Origin of the sequence: Nocardia asteroides, assembly GCA_019930625.1 — a bacterium.
Classification (GTDB): domain Bacteria; phylum Actinomycetota; class Actinomycetes; order Mycobacteriales; family Mycobacteriaceae; genus Nocardia; species Nocardia sputi.
The window spans coordinates 4586849-4611109 of record CP082844.1; the positions used below are offsets into that span (position 1 = coordinate 4586849).

At 67.8% G+C, this 24261-nt stretch carries 24 protein-coding genes and 3 pseudogenes; 17 read left to right on the forward strand and 10 right to left on the reverse strand.

Going from position 1 to position 24261, the window contains the following annotated elements; all coding sequences use genetic code 11:
* Positions 1 to 44 precede the first annotated feature (44 nt).
* Positions 45 to 569 (forward strand): hypothetical protein, encoded by a 525-nt coding sequence (locus tag K8O92_21200; protein ID UAK30432.1) that lies wholly within the window; start codon positions 45 to 47, stop codon positions 567 to 569.
* Between the two features lie 18 nt (positions 570 to 587).
* Here the strand turns inward: K8O92_21200 and K8O92_21205 are convergent, their stop codons facing one another.
* Positions 588 to 1556: a sensor histidine kinase gene (locus K8O92_21205; GenBank protein UAK30433.1), complete on the reverse strand. Its 969-nt coding sequence runs from the start codon at positions 1554 to 1556 to the stop codon at positions 588 to 590.
* Complete coding sequence (locus tag K8O92_21210) at positions 1553 to 1912, reverse strand: STAS domain-containing protein (protein UAK30434.1); 360 nt, start codon at positions 1910 to 1912, stop codon at positions 1553 to 1555. Before K8O92_21210 ends, K8O92_21205 begins: the two co-directional genes overlap by 4 nt.
* A gap of 742 nt (positions 1913 to 2654) precedes the next feature.
* Here K8O92_21210 and K8O92_21215 point away from each other — a divergent pair.
* The 10 genes and pseudogenes from K8O92_21215 (at position 2655) to K8O92_21260 (ending at position 11297) form a co-directional block, all read left to right on the forward strand.
* Positions 2655 to 3170, forward strand: coding sequence for an N-acetyltransferase (locus tag K8O92_21215; GenBank protein UAK30435.1), 516 nt, complete (start codon positions 2655 to 2657; stop codon positions 3168 to 3170).
* Positions 3171 to 3325: 155 nt separating this feature from the next.
* Positions 3326 to 4454 (forward strand): annotated as a pseudogene (locus tag K8O92_21220) (APC family permease).
* Positions 4455 to 4675: 221 nt separating this feature from the next.
* Positions 4676 to 5218 (forward strand): hypothetical protein, encoded by a 543-nt coding sequence (locus K8O92_21225; protein UAK30436.1) that lies wholly within the window; start codon positions 4676 to 4678, stop codon positions 5216 to 5218.
* A gap of 155 nt (positions 5219 to 5373) precedes the next feature.
* Positions 5374 to 6387 carry a TIGR03617 family F420-dependent LLM class oxidoreductase gene (locus K8O92_21230; protein UAK30437.1) on the forward strand — a complete coding sequence of 338 codons (1014 nt, stop codon included), beginning with the start codon at positions 5374 to 5376 and terminating at the stop codon, positions 6385 to 6387.
* A gap of 375 nt (positions 6388 to 6762) precedes the next feature.
* Positions 6763 to 6975 (forward strand): annotated as a pseudogene (locus K8O92_21235) (hypothetical protein).
* A 318-nt stretch (positions 6976 to 7293) separates the two neighbouring features.
* A complete protein-coding gene (locus K8O92_21240; GenBank protein UAK30438.1) occupies positions 7294 to 7707 on the forward strand; it encodes a hypothetical protein in 414 nt (137 codons plus the stop codon).
* Positions 7708 to 7768: 61 nt separating this feature from the next.
* Positions 7769 to 8143 (forward strand): PepSY domain-containing protein, encoded by a 375-nt coding sequence (locus K8O92_21245; protein ID UAK30439.1) that lies wholly within the window; start codon positions 7769 to 7771, stop codon positions 8141 to 8143.
* Between the two features lie 62 nt (positions 8144 to 8205).
* Complete coding sequence (locus K8O92_21250; GenBank protein UAK30440.1) at positions 8206 to 8916, forward strand: hypothetical protein; 711 nt, start codon at positions 8206 to 8208, stop codon at positions 8914 to 8916.
* A gap of 341 nt (positions 8917 to 9257) precedes the next feature.
* On the forward strand, positions 9258 to 10028 hold the full coding sequence (locus tag K8O92_21255) for a DNA topoisomerase IB (protein ID UAK30441.1): 771 nt from the start codon (positions 9258 to 9260) through the stop codon (positions 10026 to 10028).
* A 270-nt stretch (positions 10029 to 10298) separates the two neighbouring features.
* Complete coding sequence (locus K8O92_21260) at positions 10299 to 11297, forward strand: DUF4185 domain-containing protein (protein UAK30442.1); 999 nt, start codon at positions 10299 to 10301, stop codon at positions 11295 to 11297.
* 71 nt (positions 11298 to 11368) lie between these two features.
* On the opposite strand, the gene K8O92_21265 is transcribed toward K8O92_21260, so the two are convergent.
* The 6 genes from K8O92_21265 to mftR all read right to left on the reverse strand — a co-directional run bounded on the left by K8O92_21265 (position 11369) and on the right by mftR (position 16721).
* A complete protein-coding gene (locus tag K8O92_21265; protein UAK30443.1) occupies positions 11369 to 13660 on the reverse strand; it encodes a SpoIIE family protein phosphatase in 2292 nt (763 codons plus the stop codon).
* Entirely contained in the window at positions 13657 to 14289 is a 633-nt protein-coding gene (locus K8O92_21270; protein ID UAK30444.1) for a SpoIIE family protein phosphatase, read from the reverse strand. Before K8O92_21270 ends, K8O92_21265 begins: the two co-directional genes overlap by 4 nt.
* Positions 14282 to 14695, reverse strand: coding sequence for an ATP-binding protein (locus K8O92_21275; GenBank protein UAK35855.1), 414 nt, complete (start codon positions 14693 to 14695; stop codon positions 14282 to 14284). The genes K8O92_21270 and K8O92_21275 overlap by 8 nt, the downstream gene beginning before the upstream one ends.
* Positions 14685 to 15074 carry an STAS domain-containing protein gene (locus K8O92_21280; GenBank protein UAK30445.1) on the reverse strand — a complete coding sequence of 130 codons (390 nt, stop codon included), beginning with the start codon at positions 15072 to 15074 and terminating at the stop codon, positions 14685 to 14687. Before K8O92_21280 ends, K8O92_21275 begins: the two co-directional genes overlap by 11 nt.
* Before the next feature lie 12 nt (positions 15075 to 15086).
* Complete coding sequence (locus tag K8O92_21285; GenBank protein ID UAK30446.1) at positions 15087 to 15992, reverse strand: STAS domain-containing protein; 906 nt, start codon at positions 15990 to 15992, stop codon at positions 15087 to 15089.
* 138 nt (positions 15993 to 16130) lie between these two features.
* Positions 16131 to 16721 carry a mycofactocin system transcriptional regulator gene (gene mftR, locus K8O92_21290; GenBank protein UAK30447.1) on the reverse strand — a complete coding sequence of 197 codons (591 nt, stop codon included), beginning with the start codon at positions 16719 to 16721 and terminating at the stop codon, positions 16131 to 16133.
* A 65-nt stretch (positions 16722 to 16786) separates the two neighbouring features.
* Here mftR and mftE point away from each other — a divergent pair, with 65 nt between their 5' ends.
* Together mftE and mftD are read left to right on the forward strand one after the other, a co-directional pair.
* Positions 16787 to 17491, forward strand: coding sequence for a mycofactocin biosynthesis peptidyl-dipeptidase MftE (gene mftE / locus K8O92_21295; protein UAK30448.1), 705 nt, complete (start codon positions 16787 to 16789; stop codon positions 17489 to 17491).
* A pseudogene (gene mftD, locus K8O92_21300) lies at positions 17488 to 18651 on the forward strand (mycofactocin biosynthesis FMN-dependent deaminase MftD). Before mftE ends, mftD begins: the two are co-directional and overlap by 4 nt.
* 70 nt (positions 18652 to 18721) lie before the next feature.
* On the opposite strand, the gene K8O92_21305 reads toward mftD, so the two are convergent.
* Positions 18722 to 19192, reverse strand: a complete 471-nt coding sequence (locus K8O92_21305; protein UAK30449.1) for a MarR family transcriptional regulator — start codon at positions 19190 to 19192, stop codon at positions 18722 to 18724.
* A 275-nt stretch (positions 19193 to 19467) separates the two neighbouring features.
* Here K8O92_21305 and K8O92_21310 point away from each other — a divergent pair, with 275 nt between their 5' ends.
* The 3 genes from K8O92_21310 (at position 19468) to K8O92_21320 (ending at position 23031) form a co-directional block, all read left to right on the forward strand.
* Positions 19468 to 21144 (forward strand): fumarate hydratase, encoded by a 1677-nt coding sequence (locus K8O92_21310; protein UAK30450.1) that lies wholly within the window; start codon positions 19468 to 19470, stop codon positions 21142 to 21144.
* 143 nt (positions 21145 to 21287) lie between these two features.
* The gene (locus K8O92_21315) at positions 21288 to 21746 is read left to right on the forward strand and encodes a hypothetical protein (GenBank protein UAK30451.1); all 459 of its coding nucleotides are present in this window, start codon (positions 21288 to 21290) and stop codon (positions 21744 to 21746) included.
* 805 nt (positions 21747 to 22551) lie between these two features.
* The gene (locus tag K8O92_21320) at positions 22552 to 23031 is read left to right on the forward strand and encodes a M15 family metallopeptidase (GenBank protein ID UAK35856.1); all 480 of its coding nucleotides are present in this window, start codon (positions 22552 to 22554) and stop codon (positions 23029 to 23031) included.
* 24 nt (positions 23032 to 23055) lie between these two features.
* On the opposite strand, the gene K8O92_21325 is transcribed toward K8O92_21320, so the two are convergent.
* Positions 23056 to 23814, reverse strand: coding sequence for a glucose 1-dehydrogenase (locus tag K8O92_21325; protein UAK35857.1), 759 nt, complete (start codon positions 23812 to 23814; stop codon positions 23056 to 23058).
* 131 nt (positions 23815 to 23945) lie between these two features.
* Between K8O92_21325 and K8O92_21330 the strand changes: the two genes are divergently transcribed.
* Positions 23946 to 24224, forward strand: a complete 279-nt coding sequence (locus tag K8O92_21330) for a helix-turn-helix domain-containing protein (protein UAK35858.1) — start codon at positions 23946 to 23948, stop codon at positions 24222 to 24224.
* Positions 24225 to 24261: the final 37 nt, after the last annotated feature.

Below are 24261 nucleotides of genomic sequence, written 5' to 3' on the forward strand. Positions count from 1 at the left end.
TCAGTGATCTGCGTCACTCTCTTGTCACGATGCTCGCTCGGGCGGTGTCTCGAGGCCGGTTCGACCTCGGCTACGACGAGATCGCGGCCGCGATCGATAAGACCCCGCCGACCGTCCGTCAGATCGCGCACCGCGCCCGCCGCCACGTCGACGCGCGCCGCCCGCGTTCGGTGGTCTCGCCGAGCCAGACCCGCGCGGCCCTGGAGGCGTTCCAGCGGGCGCTCGAGACCGGGGATCCGCAAGGCCTGCTCGACGTGCTCGCCCCGCGGGTCGTCCTCATGAGCGACGGTGGCGGCATCAAGCGAGCCGCGCTGCAGCCTGTCATCGGCGCCGAGAAGGTGGCCCGCTACATCACCGGCGGTACCGGCAAGGTCAGGATCGAGGCCGTACTCAGCTGCGAACCCATCCTCGTCGACGGCAACCCGGCATTGGCATTACGCCTGGACGGCGTGCTCGACGGCATCATGGCCTTCCATGTCGAGGCCGATCGCATCACCGGGCTCTACTGCGTCCGCAACCCGGAAAAGCTGACCCGCGTCGAGTCCGAGACACCGCTCACCCTGCGCTGAGTACCCACCGTCACGGCGCTACGGCGCAGCTGTGTCGAAACCGAAGTAGACCTGGATGGTGGTGCCGTGCTGGGTGGTGTGAATGCGTACGAGGTCGGTGAGATGGTTGACCAGCAACAGGCCGCGACCGCCCGGCCGGAAGGAAGCCGCGGGCAGGCGGCCCGCCAGCGGATCGGTGATGTGGCCTTTGTCGCTGATCTGGCAGCGGAGCTGGTTCTCGTCGGTCCACATCGTCAGCGTTCCGTGCCCGCCGCCGTGGACGACGGAATTGGTGGTGGTCTCCGCGACGACCAGCTCGAGATCGATCAAGCGGTTCTCGGGCATGCCCGCGCGGCGGGCGTAGTCGGTGGCCTGGTGCCGGACCTGGGCGAGTGAGGTCGCGTCGAAGGCCACGCCGGCGGCGGTGGCCGGTGGGGGCGGGAGCGGCCGGTTATAGGAGTCGACGATGTGGCCGGGGTCGTACTCGGCGCTCGTTCGCCGGCCGGTGCCGTCGATGAGGACGGGATGAGTGGCGTGCGCGTCGGCCAAGACCTCGGGTGACAGGCGCTCGGTGTCATAGGGACACAGGATGCTCACTTCCCGCCCGGTGAACGCCGCGTTGATCAGAGCTTCGTGCTGAACGCACGCCGGATACTCCAGCGACGAGCGTCCGGCCCAGATGGGTTCGCCGATGATCCGCACGCGTCCGGACGGGTGTTCGTCCGCGAAGGCGCGAAGCACTCCGGGAATGATGCGGCCCGGGTTGCGGCCTTCGACGGTCATGTCCATCAGGCGGACCGCGTCGGCGTCGGAACCCAGTTCTGCGCGCAGAAGGGCCAGGTTGGGGCCGGGAACCGCCACCGCGACCGGTTCGTCGTTCGCGAGCCCTTCGCGGATGAAGCCGATGGTGCCCGCGAGGTATTCCTCCGTGTCGCGGTAGAACAGCGCAGGGTGCACGAATGGGTCGGTCGGATCGCAGGCGGCCGACGCAGCGCCAGGAATGCTCATGTGTGCACTACCTCGATCGTGTGTAGGGAGGGCCAGAACACTCCGAGGACACGAAGCATCATCGCCGGGGGTCGATGCACCACGATTCGTCGTGTCTGCGGTGACCGAGTGGCGGTTTCTACCAGAATCGAGGTTCCGTAGGCATCGATGAACGTCAGCTCGGACAGGTCCAAGTGGACGTCGTGGTCCCCGGTGGCCAGCTCCGCCAGAGCGGAGCGCCAGTCATCGCGGGTGGTGAAGTCGACCGCACCCGCGCACTGCAGGCCGGCGGGACTGCTGGTCCGAGACGTCCGGAGAGTCGACGGACCCGAGGTCGCCGTACTACTCCCGGGTGTGGCCGACGGCGCGGTATCCACTGCTCACCGACCTCCCATTGGCCATCACCGGCACGACGCGCAGGATATTACGCGTCCGTGCGCATCGGCCGGGACGCGGCTCGGCACGAGTAGCCGCAGGTGCCGTGGGTACACCGCGGGACGGATTGCGGCGGCGATCGGTGTGCGGACGATCGATCCGAACCATCAGAGCTGTGGGAGCACCTGGGCGGCAATGAGTTCGACCGAGTTCGGTCGACCACAGGCCCGTGATGATGGCCAGTTGCACTTCGAACCGGGCGAACCTGTCCTGCGGGAACGGGATGCCGTAGGCCGCGTGCTCCTCGGCGAACCAGCCGCCGCCCAGGCCCAGCTCGACCCGGCCGCTGGTCCACTCGGGCGTGCGGTTCGGTGACGACGCGTAGCTTCATGCCGGCCATCATCCCTCGGGCTCCGCGGCGAGCATGGACGAATCCGGTCCCGCCCATAGGAACCGCCGGAAAGCGTTGTCACGGAACAGTTCTCGGTAGACTCGCAGCCTCGCGCCTTCTCGGCTCTCCATAAAATATGACTGCGGTGGTGTGTCCGGAATGTGGTAGGTTCCGCTTGTTCGTGTCGATCGGTAGCAGTATCGGAGGTGGGTTGATGGCGGCGCGCGAAGCCGTTGCCGGGCAGAGCGTCCGGGTATTTCCCACGCTCCGGCCAGCGGCCTGACTCGTATTCCGTTCGCCGCCGCGCGAGTCGCCGCGGCGCCCTACACGAACACGAAGGAATTCTTCCTACGATGACGATTCGTCAAACCTGGATGACGCGTGCCGAGACCAGCGCCGATATCCCTGTCATCCGTCGGATCGATCTGGCGGCCTTCGACACCGCACTCGAGGCCGACCTGGTCGAGGCATTGCGCACCGACCCGGCGTGGATCGAGGGCCTGTCCATCGTCGCCACCGATCACGACGGCGCACCCGTCGGGCACGCGCTGCTGACCCGCTGCCACATCGGTGACACTCCCGCCTTGTGCCTCGGCCCGGTGGCCGTGTGGCCGGAGCACCAGAACACCGGAGCCGGTACGGCGGCGATACGTGCCGCCCTACATGCCGCGGCGGAGCAGGGTGAACACTTCGTCACGGTCCTCGGGCACGCGGATTACTACCCCCGGTTCGGCTTCACCCGTGCCTCCGCGCACGGGATCGGCCTGACCATCGAAGTCCCGGACGAGGCGATGATGGCCCTCACCCTCGATACCCGGTACCCGTTGCCCAGCGGGACCATCCGCTACGCCGCACCGTTCGGCATCTGAGTTGTTCACCGTGGGGCTGTCACCCGGCCCCACGGTGAACCCGAAACCCGACGACGCGCGTCCAGGTGCCGCCCGCAAGCCGGTGACACGACCCCGCCCATGAGGGTGCGTTCGCCGCCCGGTTCAGCGCCGATAGCGCGGGTATCCGCCGCCCTGTGGTGGATTCGTTGCGACGGGCTGTGAGCACGCCCTTGCTGTTCTTCTTCATCCTCGGTGACATCCTGGGCGCGGGCGTCTATGTGCTGGTCGGGGCCATAGCGCGGGAATCGGTTGGCGCGGTCTGGCTGCCGCTGCTGGTCGCGCTCGGTCTCGCCTTTCTCACGGCAGGCTCGTATGCCGAGTTGGCGACCCGCATTGCTCAACGTCTATGGGATCAAAGAGTCCCTCGGCGCGAACGTCGCCGCGACGCTGATCGAACTCGGCGGGCTCGTCGTGGTCATCGGGCTCGGAGCGTGGGTGGTCATCCGGGGCGACGCCGACCCGGGCCGGCTCGCCGAGTTGGGGACGGCGCAGCAGGGCGCTGTCGGTGCGACCCTCGCGGGTGCGGTCCTGGCCTTCTATTCGTTCGTCGGGTTCGAGACCTCCGTGAACCTGGCGGAGGAGGTGGCCGACCCGCGCAGATCCTATCCACGAGCGCTCTTCGGGGCGCTGCTCACCGCCGGTGGCGTGTACTTGTTGATCGGGCTGGTGGCCGGTGCGGTCGTACCCACCGATCAGCTGGCGAACTCGAGCGGTCCACTCCTCGAGGTGGTGCGACTGGCCGGGGGTGTCCCGGAGAAGCTGTTCGCGGTGGTCGCCTTGGTCGCTGTGGCGAACGGGGCCCTGCTGACCGGCATCATGTCCTCGCGGTTGGCCTACGGCATGGCCCGCGAGGGGCTGCTTCCGAGCGCGCTGGGCCGAATCCTGCCGGGACGCCGGACGCCGTGGGTGGCGATCGGGGTGACCGCGGCTGTGTCGCTGCTGCTGGCGTCGACCGGGGAGGTCGCCTCGCTCGCCGAGACGTTGGTGTTGTTACTGCTGGTCGTCTTCGCGGCAGTCAACGTGTCGGTGCTGATCTTGCGGCGTGAGGGCGAGCAAGCGGAGCACTTCCGAGTGCCCACCGTCGTGCCCTGGCTGGGCCTGGGTTCCTGCTTGTTCCTGTTCACTCGGATCGACGGGGAGGTGTGGCTGCGGGGTGCGATCCTGATCGGCGTCGGGATGCTGTTGGCTGCCGTGAACGCGGTCCGTGCGCACCGATCCCGGGTGGACGGTCGTGGCGCCTTTCCGGCGAGTCGATGCGCATGAGGATCCGCTAGGTATCGCGGCCGGGTATCAAGAGGCCCTTGCGTCGACATAACCCCGGTGGTACACAAAATCTGTGAGCACATAAGTAGATTTTCTACCAATCTCAGATCCGGTATCCGGTAGTCGGTCCGGATACCGCCCACGGGCGCCGCAGCGCCGATCGCAGTACGGAGAACGAATCGGAATCCCCTGAACTCGCCCCTGTCTCGGAGGTCTACGCAATGACATATCCAGCACACGGCAACACCTTGCTCGGCAGCGGAGTCCACGGCTCCGGCCCGCGGGTGGGCAACCCGCACTCGGCGCAGCGCGTGCTCGCGGTTCCGGACCGTCCGAGCGAATGGCACCCGGGAATGCTGTGGTGGGACGCGAGCACAGTTCTGGTGACATACCCTCGGCCGGGCGCTACGGGGCGCTGGAATACCGTGCCGCACCTGGTGTTGCCGATCGACCACGGGCGTCTGGCTTTCCGTATCTCGTCGCATTCCAGCGAGGCTCGGCATCTGGCCGGTGACCGTCGGGTCATCGTGCAAGCGGCCGACTGGCGCGGCGAACCTGCCCTGGGCTCTCGGCAGCACCAAGGCATGGCCGAATTGCTGCGGACGGGACCTCTGTTCGAGCAAGTGCGGACCGGCATGCAGACCAAGTACGGAAAGCGAGTCGGCTTGGCGCGCCTGGCCCACAAAGTGGCGATGGGCGCGGCCCCCTACGGCGACATCGTCGTCATCGTCACCGTGCGCGAGAACCGCCTCCTCGGCATATGACATCCACCGCCATGTGAGATCGCTGTCGTAGACGGTGAACAGGCCTTGGGCGGGACGATTTCTCGTCGCACTGGACACATGCACGGAGTGCTGTCCATACGATGGGGTTCGTCGTGTCGCGGAAGTCGTGGCGCACCGATGGCCGGAGGTCGCCGATGAAGGTTCATCTACAGGTCACCGGAGCGCCCCGGCAGGTCGCGACCGATGCGCGCGAGCTGGCCGCGACCGGGGCCGACGGCCTGTTCACGTTCGAGGGACCACACGACGTGTTCTTCCCGCTCGTCCTCGCGGCAGGCGCGACGTCGGTGGAACTGATGACGAACGTGGCGATCGCCGGGCCACGCAGCCCGATGCACCTGGCGCATGCGGCCTACGACCTGCAGATCTACAGCGAGGGAAGGTTCCGGCTCGGGCTGGGCTCGCAGATCCGCGCCCACATCGAGAAGCGCTACGGCAGCAGCTGGGGTGCGCCGGCGCAGCGCACGGCGGAGAGTGTGGCGGCGGTGAAGTCGATCTTCACCGCGTGGGAAGGATTGGGGCCATTGAACTTTCGGGGTGAGTACTACACGCACACCCTGATGCCGCCCACGTTCGATCCGGGGCCGAATCCGTTCGGTCCGCCACCGGTGCTGATGGGCGCGCTCGGGCCGGTGATGACCCGCAAGGCCGCGGAGGTCGCCGACGGACTGCTGGTCATGCCTTTCAACAGCAGGCGGCACTTCACCGAGCGCACGCTGCCCGCCATTGCCGAGGGACTACGCCTGTCCAGCCGGACCGCCGAGGAATTCCCGGTGATCGGTCAGGTCATGGTGGCGCTCGGACGGACCGAGGAGGCACTGTCCACCGCGGTGGACGGGGTGGGCTCGCTGATCGCGTTCTACGGTTCCACGCCCGCCTATCGGCCGGTCCTCGAGGTCGAGGGATGGACGCAGCTGCACACCCGGCTCCACGCGTTGTCCAAGACAGGCGGCTTCGCGGAGATGCGGTCGCTGGTGACCGGCGAGATGGTGCGCACGATCGGGGTGGTCGGCACCCCGCGCGAGTGCGCGGCGCAGATCCGAGCCCGTTTCGGCGATATCGACGAGGTGTGCTGCTATTTCCCGGGCTACACGCCGGACGCCGCGGACGTCGCCGACCTGGTGGACGCGTTGCACGAAAACCGGAAATAAAGCCTCGGCGAGTCCTGGACATCTGGCTCGCACCGGCGGAACGGCGCGGTCGAAGATCGGCTGTCGAGGGCCGAGCTATCACCGGCAGAAGAGCTGGTCACCTGTTGAGCGCAGGGTGCGCGAAAGAGTGGCGGGCCGGGGATCGGTTGGCTTTGACTGCGGGAATGCCTGTTCCGCCCCATGCTCGCGGCTACGAAGATTTCGGCGGCGCCGTCGGCCGCACCACCGCGGTCTCCACCCCGGAGTGGAGCTATCCGCCCACCGCGCCGCAGGGTGCTCCCAACATCGTCGTGGTCCTGGTGGACGACATGGGGTACAGCGACATCGGCCCGTTCGGCTCCGAGATCGAGACGCCGACACTGGGCCGGCTGGCTCGATCAGGTCCAGTTGGTCGGCATGTCGCCGTGGACCGGCATCTCGGTCGGCGTCGACGCCCGCGGCCCCGTGGCGTGGGATCTGCGCGAACGCCGAGGCATTTTCCGCTACACCGGGGTGCTGTGCGCGATCACTTACACACCCGGCCCGGTCCGGGTTCCGCTACAGACCATCGAGGCGGTGGAGCGCGAGGCGGAATTCGTCGCCGAATGAAATCCGCGGCAGTGCGGCGGTTCGTCTGTCCCGCTTTCGAGTCGGGCGAGGTGTGTCAACTATCCGGACTATTCGCGCGAAGCCCCGATAAGGGAAGGCGGGTGCAGTCGGAGGGGATCGAGCGCACCCACCCTCGCGCCTCTGCGGCAGCTGCGCAGCGGGCACAACCGACGCGGGCGGCATCGGGATCACCCGACGGAGACGAATGCGAGAACCCCCGGAAACCCCGACCCGTGACCGACCTTAACCCCACCGGACCGCGTATGGCAGAGAAAACGCGAACCATATTGGGCGACAGCGAGAATCGGGTCCGCGCACATGCCGGTGTACGCCGTGGTCACTTCCGCGACGCTCGAAACGGAGTACCCCGATGAGGGCCTTGCGCCGACCGGAAATCGTCGAGCTGCTCTCCGGCGACACCGTCGCTCACTTGGCGACCATCGACGCGGACGGATTTCCGCATGTGACCCGATCTGGTTTCTCTGGACCGACGACGTCTTCCGGCTCACCAGTTTCGCCGGGCGACCGCATCTGAATCGCATGCACGCCAAGCCTCGCGTCGGGCTCGTCGTCGATACCGAAGACGCGCTACGCCGCGACGGCCAGCGACCCAACCCGCAACTACGCGTGATCGGGAACGCCGCTCTCACGCCCGATGTGGACGGAACCTGGACCGCACGGTGCTCCGGCCCGTTCCTGAAACGAATTTCAGGTGGCTTCAGGCTGTCTTAAGCCGCCCCCTGCGACTGTGACGGTCATCTTCGAGACCACGACTCCCGCAGGAGGTTGAACAATGAAAGCCACACTTCGCCGGGCGCTTCCCGGTCGGCGCGGCCTGCTCGCAGGCGCCGCTGTCGTCGCTGTCCTCATCGGTGGCCCCGTGGCGCTGTACGCCGCCACGAGCCCGCAAGGGCCCGATCGGCACGCTGTCGCCGCCTATCTGCCGGATGACTGGGCGCTCACCGCGGCTCCCACGATCGGCAGGCAGCAAGCCATCGACAAGGCGATCGAAGCCGTGCCCGGCAGCACCGTCGTCTCCGCCGAACTCGATGGCGAGGGGAGGACCACGGTGTGGGAGGTCGAACTGCGGACGTCCGACGGCATCGAGCACGAGGTGACGATCGATGCGAACAACGGCACCGTCCTCGGCACGGTGAAACAGGATTGACGACAGGGCGTTCGCAGCCGACGAATCACACCATTCACGACAAGGTCAGGGTTTCCGAAAACATGGTTTTGCGTAAGATCGCCACGATATCGACGCTCGCTGTCGCGATGGCCGGGGTCACGGCCGGAAATGCCGTCGCCGCACCTCACGATGCCGGTGGTGCCGTCGTCAACTACACCGCCACCACCTCCGAAGAGAACGTGGTCGTCCACATCGACTCGGGCTCGATGCGAGTCGAGAACGGGGTATTCGCGGTCGAAGCCGAAAACGGCACCGTACTCGCGGGCACGCCTTTGCAGTTCCGCGTCGACGATTTCGTTTTCCCGATCGCGGCCGAGATCACCGGCCGCACCGCCACACTCACACCGCAATTCGATCTCGAGCACGCACAGTACCGCCCGGTCGCCCTTCCGTTCGAAGATACGGCGCAATGGAGAACGCCGTACGAACGTGAAGTCGCGGCTTTCACCCGGTTGAAGGACACGATCGCGACGGGTGCGGCGATCGGCACCACCGTAGGGGGTCTCGGCGGCGGCCTCGTCGGCTGTGTGCTCGGCGGCATCGCCGGCGCCACCGTCGCCGCCGCGACGATCGTCGGTATGTTCGGTCCGTTCATCCCGGCCGCCGCCGTCGGTTGCCTGGGCGGCATCCTGGCCGTGGGCGCCCTGGGCACGCTCGCCGGTCAACTCTTCGTTACCGCGCCTGTCGCCGTCGCCGCCCTCGTGCAGTACTTCACCACTGTGAACCAGCCCTTCGTCCCGCCGGCCAAGTAGCGCTGCGGTTGGACTCACTCGCGAATCTCGTGCCGCGCCAGGTCTTACTGCTGGGTCCTGGCGCTTTCGGCATCGAGTGGTCACCTCCGTTTCCGGCCGGTCCGCGCGATCCGTAGGAGGTGACGAGTGCGGCGCGACGGCGACCTCGGCAGCCGAGCTGTTTCAGTCGTGCGGGACAGGGCAGCTATGTGATGTGAGCACAGCACACGAGGCGGCGCGCAGCGAATTGTCCGCGTCATCCGGCGATCGCACGCGAACCGATATCGGCTTCGACCGCACGGCCATACCGCTCGGCACGGTTTCCCGCCGCGAAACCCGGCCCCGATGATCGTGGTGACTGGATGCGATTGCGCCGCAGCCGACCGTATGACGGGGGAGTAGAACGCCTCCGGCGCGGGCGCGGGTTCGGTTACCGCACTGCGCAGGGCGAACCCGTGCATGACGACGCGACACTGGAGCGTATTCGCGCGCTGGCGATCCCGCCCGCGTGGCGAAAGGTGTGGATCTGTCCACACGAGAACGGTCATATCCAGGCTGTCGGCGTCGACGCTGCGGGGCGGCGCCAATACCTCTACCACGAGCAGTGGCGCAAAGACCGGGACGAGGAGAAGTTCGACCGGGTCTTGGCGCTGGCCGCCCGATTGCCGGAGATCCGAGCGCGGGTCCGGGATGATCTCGCCGTGCGAGGCTTGGCCCGGCGGCGGGTGGAGGCGGTCGCGTTCGATCTCGTGGATCGGGGAGAGGAATACGCGGAAGAGCACGGCACCCGGGGAGTCGCCACTCTGCTGCGTGAGCAGGTCCGTGTGTCCGGGGAGCGGATGTTCTTCGATTACGTGGCCAAGGGCGGTATCCGGCGACAAGTGAGTGTTCGTGATCAACTGCTCGCCAAGGCCGTCCGCGCTCTGCTGCGTGCCAGAACGAGTTCCGATCGGCTGCTGGTGTACCGGGACGACGCCCGGGCGTCCTACGTCGACCCACGTGTCGTGACAGCCTTCGAGAACGGCACGACCGTCGCCGCGGCCCTCCGGCGCGCGAGCCGGGCCGATTCCGCCGATGCGGAGCGGGAGGTCATCGACAGAGCGGTGATTCGGATGCTCCGTCGGTCGCGCTGATTCCGTACTGCCGACGATCGAGCACACCGCGCCCGGCGCCCGGTGTCCCGGTGGCCGAACCGGAGAAGTTCGCTCTTCCTGCCGCATACAGTCGCCGGGAACACAATCTGCGCAGTCGGTTTCCTAATTTGTCCGCGAATTCATCCGACCGAACGAGCAACATCGCAGCCATCGACATCCGATACTGGTCGAGTAGGACGTCCAAGCTTCGCGACAACCCTACAAGCTGATTCGGTAAAGCGACGCACCGAGTATCGACAGGATCCGGCTATGCCCAAGATCAAGAATTTGAATCCCGTGCCGATGGCGGACATCGGTGGCTCGGATCTCTTCATCCCCTTCCGAATGCCCAGTGGTGAGATCGGATATGTCCTCGGCGACACCTTTTCCGGCACCGAACCGAGGGTGGGCGGCCCGAATTGGCGTTCGCCCATGCTGTTGCGCAGCAATACCCACGACATATCCAGACCTATCGAATTCCACTCTGCCGCACGGAATGCCAGGCAGCTCTGGGATTACGTGCACAACAATCCGGAGTACTCCACCATCCTGCCCTGCGACGCGATAACGATCGGCGGCCGAATCTATCTGTGGGTGATGGTCACCCAAGGGCTGGCCAACGAGCGGTGGTGCGAGATCCGCTATTCCGACGACAACGGAGAGAGCTGGACCGACACCGCGGTCCGGTGGTCGACCAGCGTCTACGGCGGCAAACGCACCATGATCTCCTGGGAGCGCGGCGGCGACGGCTATGTCTACGTCATCTCCACCGGGGGGCTCGCCCGAAACAAGAACATGCTGTTGTGGCGAGTCGTCGAGAGCCATACCGCGCTCATCGACCCGGCGGCCTGGCAGGGTTGGGGCTGGAACGGGCAGAATTGGGGCTGGGGCCGGGATCCCGGCGGTGATCCGCGCTTCGGCATCCTGGCCGACGGCACGAGGCTCGGTGAGATCGGATTGCGCCGCATCCAAGGGAATTGGGTGATGTCCGGTTTCGACGCGGGAGCCTACGGGGCCTTCGTCAAGGTGGCCGCGCGGATCACCGACAACTGGCGCACGGCCCTGACCTATCGTCCGGTGAAGGGATCCTTCTGGGCGCCGGGCGGCCCGGATATCGTGCCGCGTCTCTACGGTTGTTACGCCCACCCCGACAGCAGATTCGACGGCGCGTTCGGCATGATCGTCAGCGAATGGGCGGAATCCGGTATGCCCTATCGCGGTATGCAATTCCGAATATACGGAATACGGCCCGCCGCGGCGCTCGTCTAGCCGGGGAAGTCGTCACGTCCGCCGGTGCCGCAGGAAAGGCCGGCTCGTGGGATCACACCACCTGAATTCCGTCAGCCGGCAATTCGGCGGTTCGTTCCTCGCAACGGATTGGCCACCGGGAAGGTGATCGCGGGCAGCGTCACCGACATCCGCACGGTCGTGCCCGGTCCGGAGTGGTCGATATCGAGCTCCTCGGTCAGCGCGCGCATCATGTCGATGCCGCGGCCGCGATACCCGGGATCCGCGGCCTGTGGCTTCCAGTCGCCGGTGTCGGTGACCACGATGACGACGGTGTCGAGATCGCAGGTGGCCGACAGCCGCACCCGGCCGGTGTCGTCGTTGCGGTAGGCGTGCTCGATGCTGTTGCTGCACGCCTCGTTGGCCGCGGCCACGAGATCGGCGGCCAAGTCGTGCGGCACCGCCGCGGCGGCGAGCCATCCTTTCAGCGTGCGCCGCAGCACCGCGAGTTCGTCCGCTCGTGCGGGCACGTCCAGCCGCAGCGGCGCCGGCGGCTGGCGGTAGACGACCATGGCCACGTCGTCGTCGTAACCCACCGTCGGGCGCAGGCTCGAGAGCACCGCGTCGGCCACCTCGCGCGGCAGCCGTCCGTAGGTGTCGGCGAGAACCGCGGCGATCTTGGCGAACCCGTCATCGATGTCGACGCCGCGCTGTTCGACCAAACCGTCGGTGAACAGCACCAGCGTCGAACCGGGCGTGAGCGCCGTGGTGGCCTCCGGCCGACGCGGCGGGTCGAAGGTGGCCAGCGGCACCGAGCGCCCGCCCTCGAGCAGGCGACCCGTCCTGGCGACGTCGGCGAGAATCGGCGGCATGTGACCGGCGCTGCTGTAGCGCACCAGGCCGCGCACCGGGTCCAGCACGGCGGCGCAGACCGTGGTGCACATGGCGCCGGGGATGCGCGCGGCGACGGTGTCGAGTTCGGCGAGCAGCTGCGCCGGTCCCGCGCCGCGCAGTAGCAGCGCACGGGCGGCGGTCCGCAACTGACCCATGACGACCGCGGCGGACAGTCCGCGACCGACGCAGTCGCCCACGACCACGCCGATGGTGCCGTCGCGCAGCGGCACCACGTCGTACCAGTCGCCACCGATCTCCAGCGGCGGCAGAGCGGGCTCGTAGTGCACCGAGAAACGCGGCGGCAGGTCGATCGGGCCGAGCATCGCGCGCTGCAGGGTGAGCGAGGTGGCGCGGGCCTGGTCGAAGTTGCGCGCGCGCTGAACCGCGAGGCTGAGATGGCCGATCAGCAGTGAGAACAGCGTCCAATCCGCGGCGCTGATCGCGCGGGGCGCGGCGAAACGCAGCCACATCGCCGCGTCGCCGGTCTCCCCGAGCGGCGCGACGATCCCCTCGGAGCTTTCGGCCCCTTCCGGAATGGCCAGCAGGCTGCGTGGCGGTCTGCGTCTGGCCCGGTCCAGCAGTGCGCGTGACCGGTCGTCGAGGGAGTCGGCGCCGTTGTGGGACGCGCCGTCGGCGCCCGCTCCGGAGATGTACACCTCCGGCGCGGCGTTGCGGCTCGGCCACACCGCCACCACCGCGGTCTCCGCGCCCACGGTGCGGCGCAACTCGTCGAGCCCGACGGCGAGCACCTCGACCACACTGGTGGCCGCGCCCACCGCGGTGGCGAGGCGGGACGCGGCTTGATCGCGTGCCTGCGCGTCGTGTTCGGCGGTGACGTCGCGGATGGTGCCGACGAAGATCCGCTCGTTGCCCTCCGGCCTGATCAGCGCGCTGGTGCTCACCGCGAGCCACACGTTGCGCCCGTCGCGGTGCCGGATCGGGATGACGAAGCGCTGCGCCTCGGTACCGAGATCGGGATAGCGCGGACCCTCCGGGGCCGACCACGGATGCGGCAGCGGATAGGGGACACCGGCGGCGCCGTAGCCGGTCAATGCGCCGAAGGCGGTGTTGACCTCGATGATGGTGCCCTGCGCGTCGGCGACGAAAAAGCCGTCCTGCAGCGATTCCACCAGCGCGGTGCGGAAGGCGTCGCGTCCGGCCAGATCATCGGCGCGGGAACGTTGTTGCTCGTAGCGGCGGGTGCCATCCAGATAGCCGCGGGTGGCGATGTCCAGCGGGACGAGGGTCTGCAACAGGAATTCCAGTGCGGTTTCCGGCAGGCGGGCGCCGGATTCACCGGTCTGCGGCGCGATCTCGTGCTGTCGCCGCTCCTCCACGTCCTGAACCACCCGGAAGTGGTTCTCGGTGAGATCGAGCAGGCTGATGCCTTCGACCAGGGCGCGCCTGCCGAGTTCGTATCCCTCGGCGAGACCGGCCTGGGCGGGCGAGTCCATGTGCCGCCGTAGCGCGTCGGCGTAGGCGTCCAGGAAGTCGGCCAGCAAGGCGCTCATCCGGCCGTTCCTCCCGCACCGCGGTGCCGCGCCGCCAGCACCAGCGCGTCGTCGGTGTCTTTGGCATGCCGGGCGAGTATGTCCGCGGTGATGTCGGCGGTCGACTTGGAAAGGTCGATCCGCGCGGCGGATTCGGTGACAATGCCGTCGGTGGACATCAGCAGTAGGTCGCCGGGGCGGACGGAGACCGACTGCGGCTGGAGGTTCGACGGAAGGCGGTAGCCCACGATGCCCGCGGTGAGCAGTACCGTCGCGTGCACCTTCAGACCCGCGGGCCCCGCGGTCAGCACCTGGGATTCGACATTTCCGACGCCGAGCCAGCGCACCCTGTCGCCCTCGTCGAACAGTGCGAGCGAGATCGCCGCTCCGCGCGTGTCGGCCATCGCGCGGTGGCACAGCACCATCAGCACGTCCAGCGGTTCGGCCCGATTCTCCGACAGCACTCGTGCGGCGCGGTCGGCCGCGTCCGCCGCGGCGGCGCCGTGCCCGAGCCCGTCCAGGACCGCGAACAGGACTGTGCCCCCGCCGGTGTCGAGGACGACGCCGCGGTCACCGGAGACCTGTTGACCCGGTAGTGCCCGACCGGCCACCGCCCACTCGATCCGGCCGATGAACCCGTCCTCATGCACCGTTCGGTACCCACTTCCACATCTCCACCAGCGTGCCGCGCCCCGGCCCCGAGTCGACGGTCAGCCGGTCCATCAACCGCCGGGCGCCGGGAAGGCCGAGCCCGAGACCGCGGCCGGTGGAGTAGCCGTCCTCCAGCGCGCGGGCGATGTCGTTGATGCCGGGCCCTTGATCCTCGGCCTGCACCACCAGCGCTTGGCGGCCCTCTCGATCGTCGACCAGCAATCGGATCTCGCCACTGCCCGCGTAACTGGTGATGTTGCGAGCGATCTCGGAGATCGCCGTGGAGATCATCGTTCGATCGGTGAGGGTGAATCCGAGCTTCGCTGCCAGTTCGCGTCCGGCTTGACGTGCGGTCACGATGTCCCCGGACACCCTGACCGCGATCACCACGTTCTCAGCGGCCACTGTCACGACCGTCTCGCTGGCGACGGGCTGGGGTCTTTCGGTTCAACCAGGCGAGACCCTCTTCCAGATCGAGGGCCGTGTGCATGTCCTCGAAAGTGAGACCGAGCTGGACCATGGCGAACGCGACTTCTGGTTGCAGACCGACGATCACCGTTTCGGCGCCGCGCAGCTGCGTCATGTGCGCGATGGTACGCAACGATCTCGCGGCGAACGAATCCATCACGTCGATGGCGGTGACATCGACGATGATGCCGTGTGCCCGATATTTGCTGACCTGTTTCATCAGGTCGTCCTGCAGGCGCTCGGTATCGGCATCGGTCAATGCGGACTGAACCGACGCGATGAGATACGTACCCTGTTTCAGAATCGGAACCGGCATGCCCGCGCCTGATCAGCGGCCGTCGCGTTCGGTAACCCGTTCGGTGACGCGGGAAACCTCGTAGCCCAACAGCCGTTCCGCTTCCTCGATACCACCCTGCAGGTCGCCGACCGCGTTCATCTTCGACAGATCCAATCCGATGGTGACCAGGGTGAGCGCGATCTCCGAGGACAAGCCCGTGATGATCACGTTCGCGCCCATGAGCCCGGACGCGTCGACGGTCTGCACGAGGTGGTTGGCCACCGTGGAGTCGATCGCCGGCACACCGGTGATGTCGATGACGACGACCTTCGCGCGGTTGGCCCGGATGGCGCGCAGCAGCTGCTCGGTGAGCTGGCGGGCGCGCTGGCTGTCCAGCACGCCGATGATCGGCAGGATCAGCAGCTGCTCACGCACCTGGAGCACCGGCGTGGACAGCTCGCGGATGGCTTCCTGCTGCTGGCGGATGACGCGTTCGCGCTCCTGGACGAAGGAGACGGTCACGGTGTTGGCGATGCGGTTGGCGGCCGGTTCGTAGGCATCGAGCACCTTGTTGAGCAGTTCGAAGTCCGACTGATACTTCTCGAAGAGGCTGCGCGCGAGCACATCGCGCAACAGCAGCACGATGCCGATGACCTCGTCGGTTTCGACGCCTCTCGGGATGATGCGTTCGGACAGGTCGCGCGCGTAGGCCTGCAGCGCTTCGACGCTACCGGTCTCGAGCACGTCGACGTATCCGTCGTAGATCGAGGTCGCCTCGGAGAAGATCTCTTCCGGGGTCATGGCGGTCAGTAGCTGGGCGTCGGCGATGCGGCGGGCCCACTCTTCACGCAGCGCGGTGCGGTTCTGGCGCAGGTGCTCGACGAGCTGCGGCAGCAACTGGTCGATCGGTCCCGCGGCCAGGGAATCCGCCGAAAGGCTTATGGACACCTCGGACATGAAAACTCCTGCCCCTTTCGACGGTTTGTCGGGATTTTCGTGCGGTCGGCGCTAGCCGATTCCGAGCCTAGTCATACCCCACCCGCGTCACCGACGAAACCTGCCGGTTGTTCGCCTGATGTTCGGGTGCGGCCGACCTCACGGCACCGTAGCGAACCCGCGTTCCAGCGCTGCCAGCGCCTCGTCCAAATACACGGTGAGGTCCGCGTCCGCGCGCGACAGCCAGGCGTCGAACGCGGCGCGCGCCGCGGCCAGGGTGGTGCGGCCGACGGCGAGGGGGATGAGCTCGTCCTCCGGCCGGCCGAGCCGGCCCGCCGCGAAGGCGCTGACCGCGCGCTCCCAGGCGTCGTAGTGCGCGCCCGCGGTGGCGGCCAGCGCGGGGACGGTGGCGACCAGCTGCATGCGGGTGCGCAGTTCCGGCACGTCCTCGGCGCGATATTGATTGGCGTTCACCACGACCCGGCGCACGGCGGCCATCATCGGAACATCGTCCGGGACCGATGCGAACGCGGCGCGCAGTGCGGCGACCTCGTCGTCGAACTGCCACCAGAGCACCTCCGCTTTGGTGGGAAAGTAACGGAAGAAGGTGCGGCCGCTGATGCCCGCGGCGGCGGCGATCTGCTCGACAGTGGTCTCGTCGAAGCCCTGCTCGGTGAACAGCCGCATGGCGATCAGTTCGAGTTCGCGTTTGGTGGTGCCTCGTGGGCGGCCGCGCGTTTTCTCCAGCATCGTCTGATTGTGCGCGGCCGCCACGGACCCTTGATTATGTCAGTGACTGACGATAATCTCGCGGCATGTTGGCGGATCTCACCTGGCCCGAGGCGGGCGCGCGCGCGACGGCGGGTGCGATCCTGGCCGTGCCGGTCGGGGCGACCGAGCAGCACGGCCCGCATCTGCCGCTGTCCACCGACACCGACCTGGCCGCGGCGTTGTGTGCCCGGCTGGCCGCCGCACGGTCGGATGTGCTGGTCGGACCGGCCATCGCCTACGGCGCCAGCGGTGAGCACGCGGGCTTTCCCGGCACGTTGTCGATCGGGCAGGCGGCCCTGGAACTGCTGGTGGTCGAGCTGTGCCGCTCGGCTACCGACACCTTCGACCGGATCCTGCTGGTCAACTGGCACGGCGGCAACATCGAACCGCTGCGCCGGGCGAAGGATCTGTTGCGCGCCGAGTCCCGTGACGTGCGTCTCCACCTGCCGCGCTTCGACGGCGACCCGCACGCGGGGCGGTCGGAGACGGCGCTGCAACTGGCTCTCGCGCCCGAGCGTGTGCGTGGCGACCGCGCCGTGGCGGGGGACACCCGGCCACTGGCCGAACTGCTGCCGCTGCTGCGCGCGGGCGGGGTGCGCGCGGTCAGCCCCAACGGTGTGCTCGGTGACCCTGCGGGCGCGACCGCCGCCGAGGGCGCGGCCCTGCTCGATCACCTGAGCGCCGACCTGCTCGACCGAACCCGGCTCTGGTGGCCGGAGCGGAACTCCCCGGAAAGGACCGGAATATGAATCCGTGGTTCGAGACCGTCGCCGAAGCGCAGCGGCGGGCGAAGAAGCGGCTGCCGAAATCGGTGTACGGCGCGTTGATCGCCGGCTCCGAGCGCGGCCAGACCATCGAGGACAACCAGAAGGCGTTCACCGAACTGGGCTTCGCGCCGCACGTGGCCGGGCCGATCGGCGCGCGCGACCAGTCGACGACCGTACTGGGACAGCAGCTTTCGATGCCGGTGTTGATCTCGCCGACGGGTGTGCAGGCGGTGTACCCGGACGGTGAGGTCGCCGTCGCCCGCGCGGCCGCCGCGCGGGGTATCGCGATGGGCCTGAGTTCGTTCGCGAGCAAACCGATCGAAGAGGTGATCGCGGCCAACCCGGCGACGTTCTTCCAGCTGTACTGGTGCGGCGGCAAGGACGAGATCCTGCAGCGGATGGGCCGGGCGAAGCAGGCGGGCGCGGTCGGATTGATCCTGACGCTGGACTGGTCGTTCTCGCACGGGCGGGACTGGGGCAGCCCGGTCATTCCGGAGAAGCTGGATCTGCGCACGATGCTGAAGTTCGCCCCGCAGACCCTGGCCCGTCCACGGTGGCTGGCCACCTATGCGCGATCGGGCAGCATCCCGGATCTGACCGCGCCGAACATGGCCATCGGCGGCGCCGCGGCGCCGGGCTTCTTCGGCGCTTACGGCGAATGGATGGGCACGCCCGCGCCGGATTGGGCGGATGTGCGCTGGATCTGCGAGCAGTGGGACGGGCCGGTGCTGCTCAAGGGCGTCATGCGAGTCGACGACGCGCTGCGCGCGGTCGACGCGGGTGTGGCGGCGATCTCGGTGTCCAACCACGGCGGCAACAATCTCGACGGCACCCCGGCCGCGATCCGGGCGCTGCCGGTACTGGCGGAGGCGGTGGGCTCGCAGGTCGAGGTGCTGCTCGACGGTGGCATCCGGCGGGGCAGCGACGTGGTGAAGGCCGTGGCGCTGGGCGCGCGGGCGGTGCTGATCGGGCGCGCCTACTTGTGGGGGCTGGCCGCGAACGGGCAGGCCGGTGTGGAGAACGTGCTGGACATCTTGCGCGGCGGCATCGATTCGGCGCTGCTGGGTCTGCGCAAGACGCGCGTCACCGATCTGGATCGCTCCGACGTGGTGGTGCCTCCCGGGTTCGAGCGATCCCTCGGTGTGACCGGAACCGTCACCGGGACAAGCGTTTCGGCGGATCACGCGGCGAGGGCGGCCACGGCCTGAGCTGTCAGTTCTCGGCCGCCGCTCTCCGGTGGTGGGTGAGCAGGGTGTCGTAGATGTCGGCCAACGCGGCCAGCTGCTGGCGGTCGAGGATGTCGATCATGTGCCTGCGCACGCTCTGCACGTGCGCGGGCGCGGCGCCGGTCAGCACCTCGGCGCCGCGCGGGGTGAGTTTCGCGGCGGTGCGGCGGGCGTCGTCGGGGATCGGCTCCCGGACGACCAACTCGCGTTTCTCCATCCGGGTGATCTGATGGGAGAGCCTGCTCTGCGACCATTCGAGCTTGGCCGCGAGCGCGGCGAAGGTGAGCCGGTGGTCCGGCTCCTCGGCCAGATAGGCCAGGACCGAGTATTCGACGTAGGTGAGGTCGGACTCCCTGGTGGAATCCCGCCCGACCGCCGCGGCGATGAGATCGCGGGTGCGCACGAAACCCAACCAGGCGCGCATCTCGACGTCATCCAGCCACTGGGGATCGGTCACGATAACGCTCCAAACTCTGACGTGTCCCAAGATCGTCCCGCGCCGCGAAGCGCGGCGCGCGAACAGTCTGCGCGCGGCCGGACTCGGATGCCCGGGCGCGTTCTGACCAGACGAGAGGTAGCATCACCGGGGTTGAACGTGCAACCTTTATTGGCCAACTGTCCGAGATAGGGTTGCCTAACGGGAGGGGCGTGCGCGGTGGTGGCTAGGCTCGCTGTGCTCGTGACCAGCCCGGCCGTTCGTGGCGTCCGGGCCCACCCGAAGGAGTGCGACTGGTGACCGCGCCGGACTTTCGTTATTCAGACCTGCTGCCGATCGGCGCGGACGACACCCCTTACCGGTTGCTGACCACCGAGGGCGTCAGCACTTTCGAGCACAATGGGCGTACGTTCTTGCAGGTCGAGCCGGAAGCGCTGCGGCTGCTCACCGAAACGGCGATGCACGACATCAGCCACTTCCTGCGTCCGGCGCATCTCGGTCAGTTGCGCAAGATCATCGACGACCCGGAGTCGAGTGGCAACGATCGCTTCGTCGCGCTCGATCTGCTGAAGAACGTCAACATCTCCGCGGGCGGCATCCTGCCGATGTGCCAGGACACCGGTACCGCGATCGTCATGGGCAAGAAGTCCGAGGGCGTGCTCACCGGTGCCGACGACGCGGAGTGGATCAGCCGCGGCGTGTTCGACGCCTACACCAAGCTGAACCTGCGTTACTCGCAGCTGGCCCCGATCACCATGTGGGACGAGAAGAACACCGGTTCCAATCTGCCCGCGCAGGTCGAGCTGTACTCCACCGCGGGTGACCCGGCCGAGCCGGCCTACAAGTTCCTGTTCATGGCCAAGGGCGGCGGGTCGGCGAACAAGTCGTTCCTGTACCAGGAGACCAAGGCGATCCTGAACCCCACGCGGATGCTGGAGTTCCTGGACGAGAAGATCCGCTCGCTGGGCACCGCGGCCTGCCCGCCGTATCACCTGGCGGTCGTCATCGGTGGCACCAGCGCCGAGTTCGCGTTGAAGACCGCGAAATACGCCTCCGCGCACTACCTGGACAGCCTGCCCACCGCGGGGTCGTTGTCCGCGCACGCTTTCCGCGACCTGGAACTGGAGGAGGAGGTCTTCAAGCTGACCCAGTCCTTCGGTATCGGCGCGCAGTTCGGCGGCAAGTACTTCTGCCACGACGTGCGGGTCGTGCGCCTGCCCCGGCACGGCGCCAGCTGCCCGGTCGCCATCGCGGTGTCCTGCTCGGCGGACCGGCAGGCGCTGGCCAAGATCACCGCCGAAGGCGTGTTCCTGGAACAGCTCGAGCGCGAGCCCGCGCAATACCTGCCCGAGCAGACCGACGCCATCCTCGGTGGCGACGTGGTGCGCATCGACCTGAACCGTCCGATGGACGAGATCCGCGCCGAATTGTCCAAATATCCGGTGAAGACCAGGCTTTCGCTGACCGGTCCGCTGGTCGTCGCACGCGACATCGCGCACGCCAAGATCAAGGAGCGTCTCGACGCGGGCGAGCCGATGCCGGACTACCTGCGCGAGATGGCCGTCTACTACGCCGGCCCGGCCAAGACGCCGGAAGGCTACGCCTCCGGTTCCTTCGGACCGACCACGGCGGGCCGGATGGACTCCTACGTCGACCAGTTCCAAGCCGCGGGCGGCTCGTACGTCATGCTGGCCAAGGGCAATCGGTCCGCGCAGGTGACCAAGGCGTGCAAGGAGCACGGCGGCTTCTACCTCGGCTCCATCGGCGGACCGGCCGCCCGGCTGGCGCTGGACTGCATCAAGTCGGTCGAGGTGCTGGAGTACCCCGAGCTGGGCATGGAAGCGGTGTGGAAAATCGAGGTCGAAGATTTTCCCGCGTTCATCGTCGTCGACGACAAGGGCAACGACTTCTTCGCCGAAACGCAGAAGCCGATCGCGCTGCGCGTGCGCACCCGCTCCAAAGAGCGCGTCTGAGCCGTCCTCGGACCTGCGTGCGGCAGGTGCGGACACGACGATGTCACCCCGATCACCGGGGCTGCGGTGCCGTCGCAGCGGGCAGGCTTAGCGAAGTACCTCGTTTCTTCCGGCACCGATGCAGGTCGAGGAGAGCTATGAGCATGTCCGGACCACTACCGACGGCGTTGTGTATCACCGAATCGGCCGCCGCCCGGTTGGCCGACCGCGCTGCCCGGGAGGGAACCAGCTGTACCGCACTGCTCGATCGGCTGATCCACGAGGGCGTCGATCAGCTCGAGCATCCCGGCATCGTCTTCCGCGGTCCGCTGGACGACCGCCGCGCCGCGTTGACGGCCGGTCCGGAAGTCTGGGAAGTCGTTGCGCGCCTGCGTGAACTGGACGGTCCGGTGGAACGCCGGATCGCCGCGCTGAGCGCGAACTCGGACCTGCGCACGAGCAAGATCAGGGTGGCACTCGCCTACGCCCGAGCGCACGGCGACGAGATACTGGAGCGGATCGCGCGCAATAGGCAAGCGGCGAAATCGGTTCGCCGCGTCGGAGTGCGAGTGGCCGCGACCCTGGCTCGGTCCGGCGCGCCGGAGTATCCGCCCCGCGCGTGATCGGGCCGAATTGTCCGTTGCGGCAACTCTTCACATAGCTGGGGAACAAATGTGAAATTCCCGACATCTGTGGATGATCCACATGACTTGCGGGCGGCTACCGGGTCGAGCCGGTAGCCGCCCGCAATGCGTTCGCGGCTGGGTGCTCTCGGTCGATGCTGCGAGCCGCAGCGGTATACACGCGGGATCGTGTTTCGCGAGAAGCGAATCGCGATGTGCGGCGGGGTATGACATACCGGCCGAAACGGACGTCGCTCCTACTCCCGTCGATGTCGAATGGCCGCAAATCGCCCGAAAGGTGCGTGGCTTCGGGCAATTCGGGTGCCGGAGCCTCGTGCGGTCAATGTGATCCACAACACTTGAATAGATTGTGGACACCGGGGTTTCCATGTCGGCGAAATATTTGCTGCCCTAGGGCGATTGGGCACATATCGGGCATATCAGATCTGCATTATCCCAAGTTGTGGAGTTCTCTGTGGAATTCGCTGAATGTTGTCCACACCGTGTGGGTGACTCTGTGGAGCGCGCAGCCGCACCGCTGAGGACCGGGCGGGGTACCTGTCGGCGCCGACGATGAGCTGGGCGGCGACGGCCGCATATTCGACCCGTCGCGGGGGAGTGCGGGCAGTCGGGCGACTCCCGTAGAGGCGGCGGTTGGTGCACAGGCGCCGGGCGGACTGCGCAAAGGTGCGGGATCACCGCAGGCCCTGATCGGGGCATATCCGGCATAGGAGACCGCAGGCGATAGCATCGGCGCATGGTGCTTGGGAATGGTGAGCGGAGTCGGATGCTGGCGGGACTATCCATGGTGGCCCTCCCTGCGCTGGTCGCGAGCGGTGTACTGGCGGGTCCGGCGCGGGCCGATACCGCCGTATTCGTCGATCAGCGGGAGTCGGTGGGCTCGGCGACCGGTACCGAGGGGCTCGAGCCCGCGCTGGCCTTGGCGTACACCCTCGCCGAACGTGAGGCGCACGCGCAGGGGGTGCCGCTGTCCATCACGTCGGGGTACCGGACGCCTGCCGAGCAGCAGGCGCTGTGGGAGGACGGTGTGGCGACCTATGGGCCGGACGGTGCTCGTCGCTGGGTGCTGCCGCCGGAAGAGTCCACTCACGTCTCCGGCGAGGCGATCGATGTCGGTCCGCAGCAGGGCGCCCGCTGGCTCGAGGCGAACGGCTACCGGTGGGGGCTGTGCCGGACGTTCGAAAACGAGTGGTGGCATTTCGAATTGGCCACCGTGCCGGGCACGGACTGCCCGCCGATGGTGCCGGACGCGAGCGCGCGCTGACCTCACCGGCGGGTGCGGCGCCCGCTACACCATCGGGTCGGGGATGGCGGTGATCAGCCCGCCGTCGACGAGCAGGTCCTGCCCGTTGACATAGGACGCCTCGCCGGATGCGAGGAACGCGACGGCGTCGGCCACATCCTCGGCGGTGCCCACGCGCCCGGCCGCCACCGTGGCGCTGATCGCGGCCTGGGCTTCGGCGGAGACGTTCGCGCGGAACGACGGCGTCGCGATGTAGCCGGGGCTGACGGAGTTGACCCGGATGCCTCGTGGCGCCAGTTCGGCGGCGAGGCTGCGGGCCAAGTTGTGCACGGCCGCCTTGGTCGCCGAGTACAGGGAGGCGCCGGGGACGCCGCGGTGCAGCGCCCAGGAGGCGTTGACGACGATCGCCCCGCGGTCCGCCACGAGCGGCAAGGTCTTCTGGACGGTGAAGAAGACGCCCTTGAAGTTGGTGTCCACCACCCGGTCGAACTCGGCTTCGGTGATGGCTTCGGTCGGCTGGAACGCGGCGATGCCCGCGTTCGCGAAGACGACATCCAGCTGTCGGTGTCGCTGCGCCACGGCTGCGACGAGGGTGTCGAGGTCTGCGAGGTCGGCCACGTCGCCGGGTAGCGCGAGGACGCGGTCCGCGTCGCCGAGTTTCGCGGCCGCGGCGTCGAGGCGGCGCTTGTCGCGTCCGGTGACGACGACGTGCGCGCCCTCCGCGAGCAGGCGTCGTGCGGTGGCGAAACCCATGCCGCTCGACCCGCCGGTGATCAGTGCGACCTTGCCGTCGAAGCGGTCGATGCCAGTACCCACGAGAACCTCCGAGAACCTTCTAATTGTACGAATACTTACGTACAGTTCGACTGTATGTCAACTGTCGCGCTAACCTGGTCCGCGTGATCGCGGCACATCCCGAGCGAGCGCAGATTCAGTTGACGAACGTGCTCACCGCCCTGGGCAACCCGCTGCGGCTGCGTGTGGTGCGGATACTGGCCGACGGCGGCGAGCACACCTGCGGCTCGGTCTTGCCGGACGTGGCCAAGTCGAACCTCACCCATCATTGGCGGGTGCTCCGCGACGCCGGAGTCATCTGGCAGCGACCCTCCGGGCGCGAATTGCTGCTGTCGTTACGTCGTGACGACCTCGACGCCCGCTTCCCCGGACTCCTGGATTCCCTGCTCGAAGCCGCCCGCCGCGACACGGGGGACTGATCCGGCGCACGACCCGGTGCCCGGCTGTGGGGCGGTA

Coding starts and splice junctions, on each gene's coding strand:
- K8O92_21230 (UAK30437.1), top strand. CDS start 5,374: ATGAAGGTTCATCTACAGGTCACCGGAGCGCCCCGGCAGGTCGCGACC.
- K8O92_21250 (UAK30440.1), top strand. CDS start 8,206: ATGGTTTTGCGTAAGATCGCCACGATATCGACGCTCGCTGTCGCGATG.
- K8O92_21315 (UAK30451.1), top strand. CDS start 21,288: ATGTCCGGACCACTACCGACGGCGTTGTGTATCACCGAATCGGCCGCC.
- K8O92_21285 (UAK30446.1), bottom strand. CDS start 15,992: ATGTCCGAGGTGTCCATAAGCCTTTCGGCGGATTCCCTGGCCGCGGGA.
- K8O92_21225 (UAK30436.1), top strand. CDS start 4,676: ATGACATATCCAGCACACGGCAACACCTTGCTCGGCAGCGGAGTCCAC.
- K8O92_21240 (UAK30438.1), top strand. CDS start 7,294: ATGCCGGTGTACGCCGTGGTCACTTCCGCGACGCTCGAAACGGAGTAC.
- mftE (UAK30448.1), top strand. CDS start 16,787: ATGTTGGCGGATCTCACCTGGCCCGAGGCGGGCGCGCGCGCGACGGCG.
- K8O92_21320 (UAK35856.1), top strand. CDS start 22,552: ATGGTGGCCCTCCCTGCGCTGGTCGCGAGCGGTGTACTGGCGGGTCCG.
- mftR (UAK30447.1), bottom strand. CDS start 16,721: ATGCTGGAGAAAACGCGCGGCCGCCCACGAGGCACCACCAAACGCGAA.
- K8O92_21245 (UAK30439.1), top strand. CDS start 7,769: ATGAAAGCCACACTTCGCCGGGCGCTTCCCGGTCGGCGCGGCCTGCTC.
- K8O92_21280 (UAK30445.1), bottom strand. CDS start 15,074: ATGCCGGTTCCGATTCTGAAACAGGGTACGTATCTCATCGCGTCGGTT.
- K8O92_21265 (UAK30443.1), bottom strand. CDS start 13,660: ATGAGCGCCTTGCTGGCCGACTTCCTGGACGCCTACGCCGACGCGCTA.
- K8O92_21260 (UAK30442.1), top strand. CDS start 10,299: ATGCCCAAGATCAAGAATTTGAATCCCGTGCCGATGGCGGACATCGGT.
- K8O92_21215 (UAK30435.1), top strand. CDS start 2,655: ATGACGATTCGTCAAACCTGGATGACGCGTGCCGAGACCAGCGCCGAT.
- K8O92_21205 (UAK30433.1), bottom strand. CDS start 1,556: ATGAGCATTCCTGGCGCTGCGTCGGCCGCCTGCGATCCGACCGACCCA.
- K8O92_21255 (UAK30441.1), top strand. CDS start 9,258: ATGCGATTGCGCCGCAGCCGACCGTATGACGGGGGAGTAGAACGCCTC.